Origin of the sequence: Acinetobacter sp. 1130196, assembly GCF_000588095.1 — a bacterium.
Lineage (GTDB): Bacteria > Pseudomonadota > Gammaproteobacteria > Pseudomonadales > Moraxellaceae > Acinetobacter > Acinetobacter nosocomialis.
On sequence record NZ_JFWX01000004.1, the window covers coordinates 38,597 to 54,054 of the forward strand.

A 15,458-nucleotide genomic window follows, 5' to 3' on the forward strand; every position below is an offset into this window, starting at 1 on the left:
CCTTTTTTATTTCTCGTCTATTTATTTTGCTGGATGGAAAATAAATACATCATAGTTTCGGTAATGTAGAGTTTTTACCGATGGGTCTTTAGTCGAAAAATTATTTGGTTGACTTACCACGATTAGATCTTGCTTTTGAGATAAAGCATCTTTGAGCTGCTGTTCGCTCCACAAATACTTTTTAAGTTGGGGCTCAAATAACAAGCCATCTTTAATTTCTAAAGAAGCACTATCGGAATGGACACTATCCCATTCATTTACAATATAGACAGGCTGTTTAAGCTTTAAAAGGAATGGCACATCATAAAAATAGTAATTGTAGAAAACTATTTTTGTAGATGGAGTAATGTACTCAGCAAAATCTGTTTGGCCAACATTATTTTTGGTATCTAAAATACGAACGGCAAAAGGAACAGAGCTACATAAAACAATTAAACTTATAAAAATATAGTTTAAATAGCTCACTTTTTGCTTTTTGTATAACCACACTAAAACCAGTGGGAGCACAATTAACAGCGCACCAATGGTATAAATAAATACAGCTTCGTGTTGGAAAAAGGGTTGATTTGCACGAATAAAACGAGGTGTAGCAGCAATACCAATTCCAAGAAGTATAATAAATACAGGAGTACCCCAAATCTGTAATTTGGTTTTATAACTGCTTTCAAGAATCTTATTCATCACAAGTGCTAAGAAAATAGCAAGAGGTGGCACAGCAGGTAAAATATAGCCCGCTAGTTTAGATGGAGGAATAGAGAAGAAAACCGTAACAGAAATAAACCACCATACAAGCAGGGCAAATACACCTGATTGCTTATAGTCTTTAAAAATGGCCTTAATAGCCTCAAATCTACTCGCAAAAAACCATGGTAAGCAGCTGACAAATAAAATAAGCAGATAGAAACACCATGGTTGTTTATTATTAAATTCTTTTGAACTAAATCGACTAAATTGTTGGTCAATAAAGAAGTAATGTAAAAATTGAGGATATTTACTTTGTACTGCATAGAGCCATGGACTAATGATGAGCAAAAATAGCAAGATCGCCAATGGATTAAGAAGCGAAGGTATTTTCTTCCATTGTTTTGTGTAGAGTAGCCACGGCAACAGGATCATACCTGGAATGAGAACGCCAATGAGACCTTTACTTAGAAAAGCAGCTGCACCAGCGATGTAACCTAAAAATAAAATAGGTTTACGTGCAGAAATGGTGAAATCAGCAAAGCATAAAACACTAATCGTAATCCATGAGGCTACTAGTAAATCATGGTTAATATATTGACTACTGCCAAAAAAAAGCAGGTTGGTCGCTAAAATGATAACCGTAAGCTGTGCTACGCCTTCCGAAATATGCTTTTTTACAAATAAGAATAGTCCCACTAACATGAGGGTACCAGCTAAAACAGGTACTAACCGTAATACCCATACATGTACGCCAAAAAGCTCCATAAAAATAGAACTTAACCAGTGTAGTAGAGGGGGTTTATGCATGAAAGGCAAACCATCGATTCGTGGAGTTAACCAATCTCCAGACTCGACCATAGCTCGGCTAATATCTCCATAGCGTCCTTCATCAGGTACAGATAGAGGTCTTATCCAAGAAAGAAGAAGTAACCAAAACGGTAAAAAAAATAATAAAAATTTGGAATTACGAAGCCATTGCTGCATACACAATCCTTAATGTTGAAATGCAAAAAAACGGTTAAGCAAGAAAGTCACGACAGAGGTCAGAACAATTGCAATACACACTAAGGTTGAAACAGGGACATTAAAATAGAGGTTCGAGAGTAGAAGAAAACTTTCATTAAATAAAAAACCTAAGCCTGCAACCAATGTGAATTTTGGTAGAGTCTGACGATGATCAAGATGCTGTGCTTTGAAAGTAAAAATACGATGCCCGAAATAGCTCACCCAATAGGCAACTAAAAATGCGAGTAAATTGGCGTATTGCAGTGCAACATGCTTCTTAAACAGAAGCATGGCGACACTATAGTGAGTAAGTGCTGCTGCGGCTCCGGTAGTAGCAAACCGCGTGAGCTGAAGAATATGAGCAAACATGTTAGAAACTAGAGAAAGTATTTTCCGGCTTTGTGATAGATTTTTCTTGTTTAATACGAGAATGTTCGGATGCAACAATATATTTTGGTCTATTTTTTACTTCAGCGTAAATACGACTAATATATTCACCAACAATACCTAGAAATAACAACTGTATACCGCCAAGTAAAGTCATACCTGCTGCAAGTGTTGCCCAACCTGGGACAGAAATTCCTTCGATCAACGTTTTAATGATGATCCATACGCCGTAACCCATAGCACCTAAAGCCAGAATTGCGCCTAAATAAATACAGATGCGTAAAGGTAAATCTGAAAAACCAGTTAAACCTGACATAGCCAAGTTAAATAGAGATTTTACGTTAAAACTAGAACGGCCGTGCTGACGTTCCTGTTCAGAAAAATTAACGCCTATACTTTTAAAACCAACCCAAGCATATAGGCCTTTCATATAGCGATTTTTTTCTGGCAATTGTTTAATTGCTTCAACAACTTTTGCGTCTAATAGACGAAAGTCTCCAGCACTTTCTGGAATATCGATCGGTGAGCTTAAGTTTAATATACGATAGTAACCTTGAGTTAAAACACGTTTAAGCCAAGATTCAGTGGAGCGATTACGAATGCCATACACCATGTCATAACCATTTTTCCAAAGGTTGATCATGGTTGGAATTGCTTCAAATGGGTGTTGAAAATCCGCATCAATTAGTAAAGTAACTTCGCCTGTCACATGATCTAAACCAGCACTTAAAGCTGCTTCTTTACCAAAGTTGCGTGAAAGTTCAAGCACAACTAAGGGATAGTCATCAATCATTGTTTGCAAAATTGGAATAGTATCGTCCTTACTTCCATCATCGACCACAATAATTTCATAGCTAAGATTTTGCTGTTTTAGACTATTTGCTAAAGCAGGAATAAAAGTTTTTAAATTTTCTGCTTCGTTATAAGCTGGAACAACGCAGGATAAAAATGGTTTTGTGTTCATTGCATTGCCCCTAGTCTAGTGAGCTGGATACCATATTGCTGACAATCAATTTGAAACTGATCCGAACTAAAATATTCATATTCTTGTATTCGGGCGTGCTGAATCGGATCTTGATCATTTGATTCTGCAAGTGCTGGATGGCACATTATCAGTAAATGGTCTTTTGCATGTGCAAGCCAGTATTGATTGAGTTCGCCATAATCAGTTTGCTTAAAATCATAAATACCAGCAAATTGGTCGTTCTGATTAAATTGATATGTTTGACATGCTTTTGCCAAAGAGTTAGAACCAAGTGCAGAGAGCACACGAGTCTTAAAACGATAGTGAGGTAAATCTATCGGATGTTGTAAATTTCGAATCCAACCCGTAAATTTTTTCTCTTTTAACAATTGCAGCAAAATATCGCGTATAAACGGAAATTGATGAATATGTTGATGTCCATCAATAAAGTCTGGCTGTTTTCCCATGGCTGAAACAAATAAGTCCCATTGCTCTTCAATACATTTCGTAATTAATTCACGATTCAGGCTTGAAGACCATGCACGTAAAATAAGCATAGGTAAGGAAAAAACAGTATTACCTGAAGCGAATTGATGGGTAAGATTTAAATGCAAACCGATATCAATTTGATCGCTAAAAGGTTTTAATTTGGCAGCAGCAGTTTCCCACAATTCAGATTGGGTCATACATGAGGTTGCCTGTAGGGCACCTTGTTCAATGAGTTGAATAATTGCGTCTGATATTTCTGCATTCATTGCAAAGTCATCTGCGCAATAACACACTTTTGCCATATCCAGATTCCGTCATAGGCAGGATTACAGAATACTCTGCGTAGCTGCTGAAAAACTATACTAATTACTATGGAGAAAATTTCTTAATTTCAACTTAAAGTTTTCTTAAGGTTTCATGACAATTGATACAAATTAATACTTTGAATTTATTTGTTTTTTTAGATTTTTTTGGTCAATTATTTAAGAAATAAGCTTTAACTATAAGATTTTATAGTAAATAAAAATATAATTTATGCACATTTATGAATCCTTAAATTTATTTGGAATTTTTTAAACGTGAATGAGCAATAATTAAAAAAATGATTCCAATTGTTGCAAGAAAAATCAATTTAGGAATCACAACATTTAAAGGAACACCCATTTGGTTAAGCTGTACAAACATTTGTACACCGTTTGTAGAAGGTAAGCACCAAGCAAACCATTCTAGCCATTCAGGCATGGCATGGTGGGGCCATGCGGTACCAGTTAATAAGAAAAGAGGAACTGAACTAAATACGATAATATGTCCGGCACGTTCAGGCATATCTAAAAGTGAACCAACTAACATGCCTAATCCAATCACACAACTAATAAAAATAGGAACCGCGACGAATAAACCAATAAAGTTTCCACCATGTGGGTAGTCGTTGAACCACAAGGTAAAACCAAAAAGATAAAAGCTGCTTAAACAACCAATAGTAAACAGGCTGGCAAAAATTCCAGCAAAGCGAATAGACGTAATTTTTTCATGCTGTTCGCGGTAGCTTGCAATCAGCATGGCTAAACCTAATACAATCGTTTGGTGAATAATGAGTGTTGCAACTGCTGGAAAAATATAGCTTCCATAACCTGAAAGGGGGTTAAATAAAGGAACTTGATGAATAGAAAGAGCTGGTTGGAAATGTGTACGTTCTCCAAATTTTTCAACATATTCTTTTAATGTAGCTTCAATAGATGTAGCAAGACCTAACCCAATTTCTTTAGTTTTTAAGAAGTTGGTTGTACTTAAGTACAAGCCAATTCCACCAGTTTCTCCGCGGCGTAGGCTCTGTGTTAAGTTGTTGGGTAAAAGCAAAATACCATCTGCTTTTTGCTCGCGAACCATTTGCTCAGCTTGGAGAAAATTAGCAGTCACATTAACAATTTTAACGTGCGGACTATTGCTTGCTTGTCCAATAATTTGAGAGCTTAAAAGACTCTGTTCTTCATCAACCACGACAATTGGAATTGATTCGGCACGTTCAGCTTTATAAGCAGTTGGATAAAAAAAGCTATAAAGAATGACTGATAAAATCAGTGTCGTGAAAACCGAACTGTTACCAACAATATCTTTAAACGTTTGGGCATAAGCCTTTAAGAACTCTTTCATTGCGCTGCCCCCCGAACTAGTTTTTTAAGCAGCAAGGAACTCAAAATGAAATAAATAAGGCAGTAGCCAATCAGTATTAAAAAAGGCGTCATTGAAATAAAGAGTGGACTTCCAATCACCCATTGTTCGGTTTGGAGCTTTGCATAAGGTGTATATGGAATAATTAAAGACCAAAATTTAGTGAAAATCGGTGCATTATTTAAAGGTAGGGTACCCCCTGAAAAACTAAAAGAAGCCCCGCCGTATACTGCAATAAAGCCAAAAGTTTTACTTAAATTTTTGGTGGCTAAAATGACAGTACTACTAATGAGTGCATAAGAAAAATAAAGCAAAAACTGGGCAGCTAATAAAAGACTAAGAGAACCTGCTACAAACCAACCTCGAATCTCAACGAGCCAAAACATCCATAACCAAGTCCAGAGACAAAAAATAAAGCTATAAAGTAAATTTTTAGCCAGTAAGCCGCGAATAAAATTTTCACGGTTGACCCACTGGGTTAATGTGCCGCGTTTAAGCTCTTGTCCAATAGCAAAAGCCACACAACAACAGAGTAATAGATGCAAAACAGCAGGAACCATGAAAGGTTCTAAATAAAATTCATAGCTCATACTTGGGTTATAGAGTGTTGAAATTTTGACATGTGCTGTAGGGACATCTAAATAAGGAATATTATTTGCAAGATAACTCTGGCCTGCATAGTCTGCTAAAGCATTTAGTGTACTGACTAGCATTGCTGAGGAAATCGTATTTCCTACGCTAAAAAATGACTGATTAAAAGCAATACTGATTTGTGCATCTTGAGCTTTTACAAAACGTTTTTCAGCGCCGTCAGGAATAAAAACATAGCCCCAAATTTTGGTTTCATTGAGTAGTTTTTCAGCTTCGGTCGAGCTTGTAGTAATTGTTTTAACATCTACCGTATGATTTAACGAAAGATACTTTTCAATATTGCGGCTCAGCTCACTTTGATCCTGATCAATAATCGCGATAGGTAAATGTTCAGCCTTACCTGCATAAAACATGCTGCTAAACAAAAAAATGATAAAAGCAGGGATAAGTGTCACCATACACAAATCCCATTTATTGCTTCTTAGATAGTTTAGTTCACGTAATATACTGGCAAACATGCTTTATTTTTCTTCTTTAATTTTAAATAGAACACTCATGCCAACTTTTAAATCTTTGACAGGACGCTCAGGTACCAAATGCAATTTAAAGCTACGGATATCATAACCGCCGGTTTGACGTGTGGTTTTAATGGTGGCAAATTCACCTTCGGCATCAATATTTTTCACTTTAAACATTACGGTTTGGTTCAGCGCAGGAATGAATCCCTCTAGCGTTTTGTTTTTATAAACAGAAGCGTACTGATTTTCACCGACATTTAAACTCACCCACAAATCATCATCTTCTAAAATGCTGACAACCGGTACACCCATCGCAACGAGTTCAGAAGGTTTGCCATAAGTTTTTGAAACTGTACCTGAAATAGGAGCGAGTAGGCGGGTTTCTGCCTCAAGTGCTTGAGCTTCACTGACTGCTGCTTTGGCAATATCAACTTGTGCATCTGCTGTAGATTTCTGCTGACTGGTACTTCCGCGCTTTGCTCGAGCATATTGTTGATAAGCTGCTTCACTTAACTCTTGAGCAGAGGTTTGTGCAGCTAACATCTCATCTCGTCTTTGACGAGAAATAACACCTTGTCTATATAAATTTTCACCACGTTGATAAGTGGTTTTTGCAAGGTTCGCTTGAGCTTTCATACTTTGCCAGTTGGCATAAAGAGTATCAATATTTTCCTGCTGCGAACCACGGTCTACAGTAGACTGAAAAGCTAAAGCTGATTGTAGGGTAGCTAAAGCTTGCTGCTTTTTAGCTTCAATTTCTGGGCTGACTAAACGAACCAGAGGTTGTCCTTTAGAAACTTTTTGGCCTTCTTGCACATAAATTTCTTCAATACGACTTGGAACTTTAGTACTGACGTGAATCGTTTCAGCCTCAACTCTGCCTTGTAACTCAATAGGCTTAGGTTGATAACTTTTCCATAAACCGAAAATGATTAGCCCTAATAGAGCAATAATGACCACCGCAATAATTAGTTTAATTTTTGAACTTTTAGGCGGTTGAGAACTTTTACTCGTTTTTACTTCTTGCGCATTGTCGGTTTGAGTGTTCTGCTGATTTTGGTTAGTTTCTGCCGTATCCGCAACAGGAGAATTTTGTTCTGAATGAGCTGAGTCTTGATTCATGTTATGCCCCCATTAGCGGATATAGTCGGTGTGTGGTTGAGTCACATAAGCTTTAAACTGGTCCATAGAACCATGGCTTTGCAATAGCGTTGCGAGCGACATGACATATTTATAAGCATTTAAAGCCATTTCTGTTTTTAAAGCACTTAACGCATTTTGCGCGTCAATGACTTGTGTGGCTGTTCCCATACCTTCACGGAAAGAAAGCTCCTGAATACGTAAGTTTTCTTGAGCTGCATTGATATTTCTTTGAAGTAAGGTATGACTTTGTTGCGCTGAATTGAGCTCGTTATAAGATTTATTCAATAAAGCTTCAATCTCTTGTTTAGTTCGTTCGGTCATGAGTTCTGAGGCATAACGTTTTAACTCGGCAGCATGAATATTCTTATTTTTATCTACGCCAGAAAACAGATTGTATTTTGCCATGACACCTACAATCCAGTTTTCATTTTCATCGAGTGAATATTCACCAAAAGCAAAGAGGCTTGGCTTTTTAGCTGCTTGTTGAGCCTGAATATTCGCATTAGCCAATTGGGTGTCTAACTGCATTTTTTGCACAAGGCTTGATTTTTGAGCGTAACTACTTAGCAGTGCTTCTAAAGATTGGCTACGAACTGTATTTACAAAAAGAGGAGTACTCAAATCAGGATTACTTTGCTGATGAAGAAGATTGTTTAAACTGAATTGGCTGGCATTCAGATTTGCTTGAGCATTTTGTAAAGTTCGTTCGGCATTGTTACGGGCAACTTCAAATTGCATGCGTTGTCCTTTACTAATAAAACCTTGCTGTTCGAGCTTTAGCGCGTTGCTGTAATGCTTTTGCATTGCATTAAAGTTAAATAAGCTACTCGCGACCAGTTGTTGTTGTAATTGCACATTAAAGTAACTTTGTACGACTTCGAAGCGCTGTATATCTTGCTGTTGTTGGCTTGAAAGCTCGGAACGTTGAGCTTGAATATTAGCTATTTTCTTTGCACTAGTCGTCAAGCCTCCTGTATAGATTGGCATCACAACTGAAATAGAGGGGCGAACCACTTGGTCTTCTACAGTCAAATTAGCGTAGTTAGGAAAACGATTGATTCCATCATGGATGATTTGGTTTGAACCTTCTTGAACTTGTCCTAAAACATCTGATGGAATGACATTGTTCCACTGAGACAATTTGTCGTTTAATCCTTGGCTTAAATCATTCTCAAGTTTTTGCTTAAAACCACTAAGTGGCACATCTGTTTCACTATGAAACGCGTATGCTCTAACGTTTAAATCAACTCTGGGTAAGCCTAAACCTTTTACTGCTTCGGCTTCTAATTGAGAGGCTTGTTGTAAAGCTTGGTTGGCTTGAGTGCTATACGAGCTTTTTAAAGCTTGTTGTTCTGCTTCAGCATAACTTAAGCTTTGTGCATAAATAGGCGTTGCAATAAATACTCCCAATACCAACGCAAGGTAATTGGGTTTAAAGAAAAAAGGGCGGATTGACTGTCGATACTGATGTGTTGGCATTTTATATAACAATTTTTGATCATCCCTTATAGTTTAAATTTCTTGTTATTAAATTCAATTATCATATTGTTTATTATACAATTGTATAAAAGCACAAAATGATTTTGAGTTTATTTTGCTTGACGGAAAATCATACAGCAAACTTTATATATTCCTCACAGTATGGGGAACTCGATTAACAAGTCAAGTTGAACTTTATCTAATAAAACTTATAAAAAAATAAGTGAAAGCAAAGAAATAAATAAAATAGTTATTGAAAAAATAAACCTAAATACGCCCTAGCATTGAAATATTTACTAGAGAAGCTGCTGCAAGCTTAAGCAATCTGTGGTTAAATGCCTTTTTTTATTGTGTTTCACTTTACAAGGGAAAAATCATGCGCGCGTACAATTTCTGTGCTGGTCCTGCTGCATTACCTACTGCCGTTTTAGAAAAAGCTCAAAAAGAGTTGTTGGATTGGCAAGGTAAAGGTCTATCCATCATGGAAATGAGTCACCGTAGTGCTGACTATGTTGCCGTAGCTGAAAAAGCTGAAGCAGATTTGCGTAAGCTTATGAATATTCCTGAAAACTATAAAGTACTGTTTTTACAAGGCGGCGCGTCATTACAATTTTCAGCAATTCCTTTAAACCTGCTTGGTAAAAATAACAAAGCAGATTATATCCATACAGGAATTTGGTCTGAAAAAGCGTTAAAGGAGGCAAAACGCTATGGAGATATTAATACTGTAGAAGCAGGTATTAAAGTAGATGGTAAGTTCGCCATCTCTGATCAAAGCGAATGGAACTTGTCTGACGATGCAGCATATGTTCATTATGCAGATAATGAAACAATTGGCGGATTACAGTTTGCAGGTATTCCTGATGTTAAAGCGCCACTTGTATGCGACTATTCATCAAGTATTTTATCAGCTCCATTAGATGTGACCAAATTTGGTTTAATTTATGCCGGCGCACAAAAAAATATTGGTCCTGCTGGTTTAACAATCGTTATTGTTCGTGATGATTTACTTGACCAAGCTAAGCCAGAAATTCCAAGCATTTTAAAATATGGTGACCAAGCGAAAAATGGTTCTATGGTAAATACTCCTTCAACTTATGCTTGGTACTTGTCAGGTTTAGTATTTGAATGGTTATTAGAGCAGGGTGGGGTAGAGGCTATCCATAAAGTGAACCTTGAAAAAGCTCAGTTACTCTATGGTTATATCGATTCAAGCGATTTCTATAATAACCCAATTGCTATTCCAAACCGTTCAATTATGAATGTACCATTCACTTTGGCAGATGAAGCTTTAGAAAAGCAATTCTTGAAAGAAGCTGAAGAAAATCATTTATTAAACTTGGCAGGCCACCGTTCAGTTGGGGGTATGCGTGCAAGTATTTATAACGCTGTGCCATTAGAAGGCGTGCAAGCACTTATTCGCTTTATGGATGATTTTGCTAAACGTAATGGTTAAGTAAATCAAATAAATAAAGCCCTCAAAAAGAGGGCTTTATTTTTATATAATTTATTAATTAAAAAGGCATAAAACCAAATTGATGTATCATCATCGCAGCTAAGAACATACCTAAAATGAAAAAGCAAAACGCACCAGTATCGACCCTTAAACGTGGGTTACTAGTTTGAATGAGGCTGGTGGTTTGTTCAGGTATAATCTTCATTCAATAGCCTAATTTTTAAAATATTAGTGAAATTCAATTAGTTTCACTATTTTTAGCATAAATATTCGCCTGAATCCAGATATTACCGCGAATATATTCACCAATATTAAAGTTTTTGTACAAATCATTTTGAGTCGCGATGCGCACTAATATGGCAGGAAGATTGTCTTCTAAAACTAAAGTGACATCGTAAAGGGGATATTCTGCACCCATAAATGTCATTGAAGTTTTACCGACAATATTACCTTGGAACCATGCTTCGTCTTCTTGACCAAGATTTTCCCCATATAAATATGCAACCATTTTTGAAAAATCAACCGTCACAGGTTGTTGATCTTCCTCAGTTTTCGGTTGCCATTCATTAATGAGTTCTTGTAGGTTTTCAGGTGCAATACCATTATTTTCAGTTAAAATTGCATTTAACGCACGGTGATGCTTAATTGATGCCGGATCATCTACAACAATTGTTTCGCCGGCAGGGACGGACTCTAATTCATAAGCCCATGCATTAAATTGAACTTGGTAAGTTTGGGTTTTGTCATATTGACAACGATTAACACTAAATAAATTATCAAATGCATAAACAGTCGTATTTTTATTTAATCTTAAACTTAATACTGCCTGAGTTGCTGAATCACAAGTAATGATGCGCTCAATTTGTGCATTATATTGATACGGGCTTTCAAAACTAGGAAATGCTGTTTTTAGAGCACTAGGCTTTTGATTTTCAACTGCAATAATTTGGTTAATGGTGACATTTTGCCCTTGAGGACCTTGAATCAGCCAAAAAGATTGATCCATTTCATCTTCACTTTGGCATAAACCCATTGGCATTACAGGAGCATCAAGCGCCAGTCCAAGCCATTTTGGTACATCTGTCTCTGGATGGGCGGTCAGTAGATTCCAATGCTCGCCATGACTACCAAAATTTTGGTCGTTTACCGTAATAACTTCTGGACTGTTTTGATTTTTCATAAGTACGATTGATGTTGGGTTTATCTCACTTGTTATATTAAATCGAGGGTAATTGCTATTTTTCAAGTCAACATATGTAAATTCTCTTGCAAAAGCACATATTTACTTATTAAAAAGCCTTTCAATAGGCAAAACACGTGCTTTTAAGAGTGAATATAGTCGACTGTTAAGAGATTGTTAAAATTAACTTTAGAAAACAAGTTTTATATTTAGCGCTATTCTCTAATGAAATGCATCTGTTAGACTTATATTTTTAGTGGAAATAGAGAATAACGTGCTGCCATTTAAGTTATGGGTAGACGCAGATGCATTACCTAAAATTCTGCGTGAAGTCATTTTGCGAGCTTCAGATCGTTATCAGTTAGAAGTGATTTTTGTAGCCAATCAAAATGTCGGTATTACCCCATCGGTACGCATTAAATCAATACAGGTTTTAAGTGGGGCTGATCAGGCCGATCAGGAAATCGTTGATCGTATGTCTGAAAATGACATTGTAATTACACAAGATATTCCGCTTGCTGCTCAAGTCATTGAAAAAGGTGGTATCGCGATTCATCCACGTGGTGAGATTTATACCACTGCAAATGTTAAGGCACGATTGCACTTACGTGACTTTATGGACACGCTGCGTGGTGCTGGAGTCCAGACAGGTGGTCCTCCTCCAATTTCAGAACGTGATAAGCGTGAATTTTCCAGTGCACTCGACCAAACAATTTTAAAGCAAAAACGTAAAACTGCTTAGTGAGCTTCTTATGCCATCCCAGACCAACTTGGCTTCAACTTATGTCTTGCTTGTATTTATTTGGGCAACGACACCTTTAGCCATTGTATGGAGCGTGTCTGACTTACATGTCATGTGGGCCTTACTACTACGTTTTTATATTGCTTTACCTCTTTCGGTTATTGTTTTACTTATTCTAAAAACTTCTTTTCCCACTCATAAGCAAGCTCTCCATAGTTATTTTGCAGGGTCTTTTAGTTTAATTGGCTCTCAAATTTTTACTTATGCTGCAACTCAATATTTAAGTTCAGGCATGATCGCACTCATGTTTGGTCTGGCGCCTATCATGGCTGGATTAATTGGCCGTTTTGCTTTTGGTCAGCATCTTTATAAATTGCAGTGGCTTGGTATGGCGATTGCCGTTTGTGGTCTAGCAATCATTTGTTTGAATGGATCTGGTCAGCACGTGCATCCATTTGGCATTGTTTTAATGTTGATCAGTGTTTTTGTGTATTCATTTTCTATTTTTTGGGTAAAAAAAGTGAATGCCCAAATTCAACCTATGGCTCAGGCAACAGGTTCAATCTTGGTCTCATCGCTTTTGGCGAGCTGTCTTATTCCATTTATTTGGCAATATGCTCCGACCCATTTGCCGCAAGCTAAATCCTTATTTGCTCTAATTTATACAGTTCTTATGGCTTCACTCGTTGCTATGTTCTGTTATTTCAAACTTGTACAAAATATCAAAGCAACTACTTTATCGCTTACAACCGTTATTACGCCTATGTTAGCTATGATGATTGGTGCTGTTTTAAACCATGAACATCTTTCAATGATGGTTTTTGTGGGGGCATTTATTATCTTGTTTGGTCTATTCCTGTATTTCTATAAAGATATTCAAGCAAACCGTAATTTTGCCCAACATATTAAATCTAAATAGGAGAAGATGAGGGTAATTTGTTGAGCTTATTCATTAAATTGTTCTAATTCGTAGCTAAATGCATGATCAAATTGATCTCATATCTTAAGTAGTAGAAAATAGCGCAGCAATATAATATTAGGATTGTTAAGGGTAGGTCAGAACTTACTGATTTTTAAACCTTAATACAGCATCTAACGATATGGCTAAATAAGAAGTGTGGATCGCACTTCTCTATTTTCCATCAATGACCTTGGATTTAGAAGGTATGTTTAAACCAATCTCACTGTATATAGGGTTGAGATATACTCGCGCACGACGCAGTAATCATTTTATTTCTTTTATTGCATTGGTTTCGATGGTCGGTTTGACACTTGGTGTCGCTGTACTGATCACGGTACTTTCTGTAATGAACGGTTTTGACCGCGAATTGAAAAATCGTGTTTTGGGAATGGTACCGCAAGCGACAGTTTCTTCAACGCAAATTCTTACGGATTGGCCTGAGCTGATTAAACGAGTTGAAAATCATCCCCATGTGACTGGAGTTGCACCTTTTACTCAATTACAAGGTATGTTAACTGCTCAAGGGCAAGTGGCTGGTATCATGGTGACGGGTATTGATCCGAAATATGAAAAGAATGTGTCTATCATTCAAAATCATATTGTTGCGGGTAGCCTCGACTCACTTAAAAAGGGTGAGTTTGGTATTGTGCTTGGTAAAGACATGGCCGATTCACTTGGTTTACGTCTAAATGACAGCGTGACACTGGTTTTACCTGAAGCAACTCCATCTCCGGCAGGTGTTGTGCCTCGTTTTAAGCGCTTTAAAGTGGTGGGTATTTTCAGCGTAGGTGCTGAAGTGGACTCAATGGTCGGATACATTGCTTTATATGATGCATCGACTTTATTGCGTTTACCTGATGGTGCTCAAGGCGTCCGTTTAAAAATGGATGATATTTTTGCAGCACCTCAAGTTGCCGATGATATTGTGAAAAACTTGCCAAGCAATTTCTACGCAACGAACTGGACTTATACACACGGTAATTTGTTTAATGCCATTCAAATGGAAAAAACATTAGTTGGTTTATTACTTGTACTGATTATTGTGGTTGCTGCATTTAACATTGTTTCGTCTTTGGTCATGGTGGTAACTGACAAAAAATCGGACATTGCAATTTTACGTACTTTAGGTGCGTCACCATCCATGATTACTAAAATCTTTATGGTGCAAGGTACCGTGATTGGTGTTATTGGTACAGTTGCGGGCACGGTTTTAGGTGTAATTTTGGCACTTACGATCAGTGATATTATTTCTTGGTTTAATAATGTTCTTGGACTTAATTTGTTCGATGCCTATTTTGTACATTACTTACCTTCGTACTTAAGATGGCAAGACGTGACAATTATCGTGATTGTTTCTTTACTCTTAAGTTTCTTGGCAACAATTTATCCGGCGCTTCGTGCAGCCAAAGTTCAACCTGCCGAGGCATTGCGTTATGAGTAAAGTCGTTCTAGAAGCAAAAGATATTTATAAGCATTTTGATGATGGTAAATCTAAGGTTGAAGTCATTAAAGGTCTTTCTTTACAAGTTGAAGCAGGACAGTTTGTCTCTATTGTTGGTGCAAGTGGTTCAGGTAAAAGTACTTTGTTACATGTACTCGGTGGCTTAGATCAACCGACTCAAGGCCAAGTCTTTTTAAATGGTCAGCGCTTTGATAACTTGGGTGAAGCAGAACGTGGTTTTCAACGTAATCAGTATTTAGGTTTCGTTTATCAGTTTCACCATTTATTGCCTGAATTTAGTGCGCTTGAAAATGTGGCAATGCCTTTGATGCTTCGAGCGGACAGTCAATATAAGTCGGTTAAGGCTCAGGCTGAATATTTGTTAGATCGAGTTGGGTTATCTCATCGTATGGACCATAAACCAGGTGAACTTTCTGGTGGTGAACGTCAACGTGTGGCTCTTGCTCGAGCATTGGTGACTAAGCCTGCGGTCGTTTTAGCTGATGAACCAACCGGTAATTTGGACCGTAAAACAGCTGTAGGTATTTTCCAATTACTTACCGACTTGAAGAAAGAACTAAATATGGCGATGCTCATTGTGACCCATGATGAGCAATTAGCTCAGGCAGCAGATTCTATCTTGCATATGGAAGATGGTTTGTGGGTAAGCGGTTCTTAAAAAATTGTCATTAAATCACATTGTTAAAGCCCACTGAGTTGGGCTTTAATTTTGCCCCTAAAATGATAACG

The 15,458-nt window shown here is 37.2% G+C and carries 15 protein-coding genes and 1 pseudogene; 5 read left to right on the forward strand and 11 right to left on the reverse strand.

Annotation, left to right across the window (positions count from 1 at the left end; translation table 11 throughout):
- Positions 1-21: 21 nt before the first annotated feature.
- From J671_RS08150 to J671_RS08180, 8 genes are all read right to left on the reverse strand, one after another.
- Positions 22-1,668: an ArnT family glycosyltransferase gene (locus tag J671_RS08150; RefSeq protein ID WP_031981950.1), complete on the reverse strand. Its 1,647-nt coding sequence runs from the start codon at positions 1,666-1,668 to the stop codon at positions 22-24.
- A 9-nt stretch (positions 1,669-1,677) separates the two neighbouring features.
- Positions 1,678-2,058: a GtrA family protein gene (locus tag J671_RS0104255; RefSeq protein WP_004707438.1), complete on the reverse strand. Its 381-nt coding sequence runs from the start codon at positions 2,056-2,058 to the stop codon at positions 1,678-1,680.
- A gap of 1 nt (position 2,059) precedes the next feature.
- Entirely contained in the window at positions 2,060-3,040 is a 981-nt protein-coding gene (locus J671_RS08155) for a glycosyltransferase family 2 protein (RefSeq protein WP_002048490.1), read from the reverse strand.
- A complete protein-coding gene (locus tag J671_RS08160) occupies positions 3,037-3,831 on the reverse strand; it encodes a ChbG/HpnK family deacetylase (RefSeq protein ID WP_031981951.1) in 795 nt (264 codons plus the stop codon). The genes J671_RS08155 and J671_RS08160 overlap by 4 nt, the downstream gene beginning before the upstream one ends.
- Before the next feature lie 256 nt (positions 3,832-4,087).
- Positions 4,088-5,179, reverse strand: a complete 1,092-nt coding sequence (locus J671_RS08165; RefSeq protein ID WP_031981953.1) for an ABC transporter permease — start codon at positions 5,177-5,179, stop codon at positions 4,088-4,090.
- Complete coding sequence (locus tag J671_RS08170) at positions 5,176-6,306, reverse strand: ABC transporter permease (RefSeq protein WP_212752944.1); 1,131 nt, start codon at positions 6,304-6,306, stop codon at positions 5,176-5,178. The genes J671_RS08165 and J671_RS08170 overlap by 4 nt, the downstream gene beginning before the upstream one ends.
- A 3-nt stretch (positions 6,307-6,309) precedes the next feature.
- A complete protein-coding gene (locus tag J671_RS08175; RefSeq protein ID WP_031981955.1) occupies positions 6,310-7,428 on the reverse strand; it encodes an HlyD family secretion protein in 1,119 nt (372 codons plus the stop codon).
- Between the two features lie 12 nt (positions 7,429-7,440).
- Positions 7,441-8,928 carry a TolC family protein gene (locus tag J671_RS08180; RefSeq protein WP_001142040.1) on the reverse strand — a complete coding sequence of 496 codons (1,488 nt, stop codon included), beginning with the start codon at positions 8,926-8,928 and terminating at the stop codon, positions 7,441-7,443.
- A gap of 376 nt (positions 8,929-9,304) precedes the next feature.
- On the opposite strand from J671_RS08180, the gene serC reads away from it, so the two are divergent.
- Complete coding sequence (gene serC, locus J671_RS08185) at positions 9,305-10,384, forward strand: 3-phosphoserine/phosphohydroxythreonine transaminase (protein WP_022575256.1); 1,080 nt, start codon at positions 9,305-9,307, stop codon at positions 10,382-10,384.
- A gap of 58 nt (positions 10,385-10,442) precedes the next feature.
- Here serC and J671_RS25935 read toward each other — a convergent pair whose 3' ends face one another.
- Both J671_RS25935 and J671_RS08190 read right to left on the reverse strand, forming a co-directional pair.
- Entirely contained in the window at positions 10,443-10,589 is a 147-nt protein-coding gene (locus J671_RS25935) for a hypothetical protein (protein WP_165395675.1), read from the reverse strand.
- 33 nt (positions 10,590-10,622) lie between these two features.
- Positions 10,623-11,564, reverse strand: coding sequence for a hypothetical protein (locus tag J671_RS08190; protein ID WP_031981958.1), 942 nt, complete (start codon positions 11,562-11,564; stop codon positions 10,623-10,625).
- A gap of 256 nt (positions 11,565-11,820) precedes the next feature.
- On the opposite strand from J671_RS08190, the gene J671_RS08195 reads away from it, so the two are divergent.
- Positions 11,821-12,306: a YaiI/YqxD family protein gene (locus tag J671_RS08195; protein WP_079377047.1), complete on the forward strand. Its 486-nt coding sequence runs from the start codon at positions 11,821-11,823 to the stop codon at positions 12,304-12,306.
- 10 nt (positions 12,307-12,316) lie between these two features.
- Positions 12,317-13,225: a DMT family transporter gene (locus J671_RS08200; RefSeq protein ID WP_004707455.1), complete on the forward strand. Its 909-nt coding sequence runs from the start codon at positions 12,317-12,319 to the stop codon at positions 13,223-13,225.
- A 29-nt stretch (positions 13,226-13,254) separates the two neighbouring features.
- On the opposite strand, the pseudogene J671_RS26305 reads toward J671_RS08200, so the two are convergent.
- A pseudogene (locus tag J671_RS26305) lies at positions 13,255-13,335 on the reverse strand (PilZ domain-containing protein); the annotation flags it as partial.
- A 137-nt stretch (positions 13,336-13,472) separates the two neighbouring features.
- Here J671_RS26305 and J671_RS08205 point away from each other — a divergent pair.
- Together J671_RS08205 and lolD are read left to right on the forward strand one after the other, a co-directional pair.
- On the forward strand, positions 13,473-14,708 hold the full coding sequence (locus tag J671_RS08205; RefSeq protein ID WP_004707458.1) for a lipoprotein-releasing ABC transporter permease subunit: 1,236 nt from the start codon (positions 13,473-13,475) through the stop codon (positions 14,706-14,708).
- Complete coding sequence (gene lolD, locus J671_RS08210) at positions 14,701-15,387, forward strand: lipoprotein-releasing ABC transporter ATP-binding protein LolD (protein ID WP_004707461.1); 687 nt, start codon at positions 14,701-14,703, stop codon at positions 15,385-15,387. Before J671_RS08205 ends, lolD begins: the two co-directional genes overlap by 8 nt.
- Positions 15,388-15,458 lie beyond the last annotated feature (71 nt).

Excerpts from the sequence above, each read along its gene's own strand:
- J671_RS08150 (WP_031981950.1), bottom strand. The coding sequence starts at position 1,668 with ATGCAGCAATGGCTTCGTAATTCCAAATTTTTATTATTTTTTTTACCG.
- J671_RS0104255 (WP_004707438.1), bottom strand. The coding sequence starts at position 2,058 with ATGTTTGCTCATATTCTTCAGCTCACGCGGTTTGCTACTACCGGAGCC.
- J671_RS08155 (WP_002048490.1), bottom strand. The coding sequence starts at position 3,040 with ATGAACACAAAACCATTTTTATCCTGCGTTGTTCCAGCTTATAACGAA.
- J671_RS08160 (WP_031981951.1), bottom strand. The coding sequence starts at position 3,831 with ATGGCAAAAGTGTGTTATTGCGCAGATGACTTTGCAATGAATGCAGAA.
- J671_RS08165 (WP_031981953.1), bottom strand. The coding sequence starts at position 5,179 with ATGAAAGAGTTCTTAAAGGCTTATGCCCAAACGTTTAAAGATATTGTT.
- J671_RS08170 (WP_212752944.1), bottom strand. The coding sequence starts at position 6,306 with ATGTTTGCCAGTATATTACGTGAACTAAACTATCTAAGAAGCAATAAA.
- J671_RS08175 (WP_031981955.1), bottom strand. The coding sequence starts at position 7,428 with ATGAATCAAGACTCAGCTCATTCAGAACAAAATTCTCCTGTTGCGGAT.
- J671_RS08180 (WP_001142040.1), bottom strand. The coding sequence starts at position 8,928 with ATGCCAACACATCAGTATCGACAGTCAATCCGCCCTTTTTTCTTTAAA.
- serC (WP_022575256.1), top strand. The coding sequence starts at position 9,305 with ATGCGCGCGTACAATTTCTGTGCTGGTCCTGCTGCATTACCTACTGCC.
- J671_RS25935 (WP_165395675.1), bottom strand. The coding sequence starts at position 10,589 with ATGAAGATTATACCTGAACAAACCACCAGCCTCATTCAAACTAGTAAC.
- J671_RS08190 (WP_031981958.1), bottom strand. The coding sequence starts at position 11,564 with ATGAAAAATCAAAACAGTCCAGAAGTTATTACGGTAAACGACCAAAAT.
- J671_RS08200 (WP_004707455.1), top strand. The coding sequence starts at position 12,317 with ATGCCATCCCAGACCAACTTGGCTTCAACTTATGTCTTGCTTGTATTT.
- J671_RS08205 (WP_004707458.1), top strand. The coding sequence starts at position 13,473 with ATGTTTAAACCAATCTCACTGTATATAGGGTTGAGATATACTCGCGCA.
- lolD (WP_004707461.1), top strand. The coding sequence starts at position 14,701 with ATGAGTAAAGTCGTTCTAGAAGCAAAAGATATTTATAAGCATTTTGAT.